The following is a 2,306-nucleotide window of genomic DNA, read 5'->3' on the forward strand; positions in this document are numbered from 1 at the left end:
GGGCTTGACGCTCGGCGCCGAAACCCCCTACCGTGACGGGCGTGACGCCCGACGAGATCCTCCGCCGCCATCCTTACCTCTCGGACCACGCCGACCGGTGCCGCTCGGTGCTGGTGTTCCACCCCGTGCTGCGCCTTCTGTCCCGGTTCTACGGCGACGACATCGCCGAGGGGAACCGGGGGTTCAGCGTGGCCATGGCGATTTTGGCCCACGTGTGCGAGTGCATGCTCACGGGCCGGGGCGGGGCCACCCACCGGGAGATCCTCGACGCCCTGGCCCCCCTGGTGGTGGCCCAGTCCCAGGCCGAGGGCCGGCCGGTGGGTAGGCCCGAGGCCGAGGCCCTGGTGGACCGGGTGCTCAACGAGCTCCAGAACTCCGGCGAGATCTTCCGGGCCGAGTTCTTCGACTACGCCGCGGGCCGCACCGTGACCCACGCGTTCCGGATCCTGGAGGCCGAGGCGGCCCGGGAGCGGGGCGCCTACAAGATCAAGCTGACCCCGGCCGGCATCGACCTCTTCTTCCGGCTCAAGGAGGTGTACGGCGCCCTCGACACCGACATGGAGCGCCTGTTTCTGGAGCACCAGGTCAAGAGGGGCTGCTACGCCGAGGCCGGCCGGGTGGTGGAGACCCTGCTTCTCAAGATCACCCGGGCCCTCGAAGCCCACCGGGAACTCCGGGGGAAGCTCCGGTCGAACCCGGCCGAGGTCTCGGCCGACGAGGTGGAGTACTTCGGCACCGTGGTGGCCGAACGGCTGCGGGAGGAGAAGGACCACTTCGCCCGCATCCGGGACCTCATCGAGTCCCAGATGCGCTCGCTCCTTCGCCAGTGGAACCGGCGGGGGCCCAAGGACCCGGTGGTCCAGGAGAACCTGGCGGCGCTCCGGGACCTAAGGGCCGGCACGGCCCGGGTGGTGGACCGGCACAACCTCCTGTTCGGCCTCAACACCGAGCTGCGCCGGGAGTTCCGGCGGCTGAAGCTCGGGCTCCTCACCTTCGCCCCGACCCTTCGGCGGCTCCCCATGGAGGCCGAGGTGCTCGACCGGGTGCTGGGGAAGGATCTGCGGCTCCCCGAGGTGCACCGGTTCCTCGGGCCGGTGCTCGGGCCCCGGGCCCGGCGGTGGTTCCACCTGGCCCAGATGTTCCCCCCGGTCGAGCGAAGCCGGGACGCCCCCGGGGAGTCGTTCCTGGAGGACCCCTGGGCCGACCCGGAGTGGACCGCCCTGGAACGCCGGCGCACCGAGCGGCTCGTGACCCACCTGCGGGCGCTCCTCTCCTACCTGGCCGCCCGGCCCGACGGCCGGGGCGACCTCGACGGCCTGGCGGCCCACGACGCCCCGGCCCGGCCCGTGACCGACGCCGACGGCCGGGTGGTGGCCGAGGAGCCCGTGTGCCTCATGGACATGGACGGGGCCGAGGCCCGGGGGTTCCTGCGGTTTCTGCTGTGGCTCCACAACCGGCACGAGGTGGGGCTCCGGGGCGCCGAGACCCGGGAAGCCTTCGACCGGCTGGTGGCCGAGGAGCCCGGCTGGGGCCGGTTCGAGGCCCTGCGCACCGAGGCCGGGGAGGGGTGGTTCGAGTGGGACGGGAACCGGATCCGGCGGCTCCGGTTCGAGTTGGTGGCCGCCCCGGCGGCCGACGAGGTGGCCCATGGCGCCTGACGAACGCGGCGAAACCCTGCCCCTGAGCGCGATCCGCACGGCGCTCAGGGCCTTCCGGCGGCTCCTGGTGCACGGCGAGATCACCGAGCGCGACCCCGAACTCCTCACGGCCGTGCTGGCCGACGCGGGGGTGGCCGAGGTGCTCGCCGTGCTGGAGGAGGAGTTCGACGTGCGGGTGCTCCGGGGCCGGAACCGGGTGGACCTCTCCCCGAACCCGGAGAACCGGGAGATCGGGTTTCGGTTCAGCGACCTCCAGGCCCGGTTCGGCGACCGCACCGGCGCCGTGTACCTGGTGATCCTGGGGCTCCTGGCGCTCTTCTTCCGGTCGGGGAACTTCCGGGTGCCCGACTTCGACTACGTGGAGGTGTTCGACCTGGAGGAGTTCCTGACCCGCAAGGCCCGGGCCGTGGTGGAGCGGGGCGAGGCCCGGGCGGCCGCCCTGGAGGAGGCCGTGGGCACCCGGGTGTTCGGCCCCTGCCTCGACTGGCTCCGGCGCGACAAGTTCAAGGAGGGCAAGGGCCAGCGCTCCACCCGGTACGGGGTGATCCAGTCGGCCGTGATCTTCCTGGAGGCCCAGGGCCTGGTGCACCGGGAGAAGACCCTGGGCCAGAACGCCCGGATCTACCCGACCGAGAAGCTCAAGGCCCA

General features: G+C 72.5%; 2 protein-coding genes. Both read left to right on the forward strand.

Annotated features, from left to right (window positions below):
• Window positions 1–32 precede the first annotated feature (32 nt).
• Window positions 33–1,658: a hypothetical protein gene (locus ACY0I8_RS17800; RefSeq protein ID WP_461395811.1), complete on the forward strand. Its 1,626-nt coding sequence runs from the start codon at window positions 33–35 to the stop codon at window positions 1,656–1,658.
• Window positions 1,648–2,306, forward strand: a 659-nt coding sequence (locus tag ACY0I8_RS17805) for a DUF6063 family protein (protein ID WP_461395812.1), incomplete at its 3' end; no start/stop codon positions are given. The genes ACY0I8_RS17800 and ACY0I8_RS17805, both read left to right, overlap by 11 nt.

The organism is Deferrisoma sp., assembly GCF_054681715.1.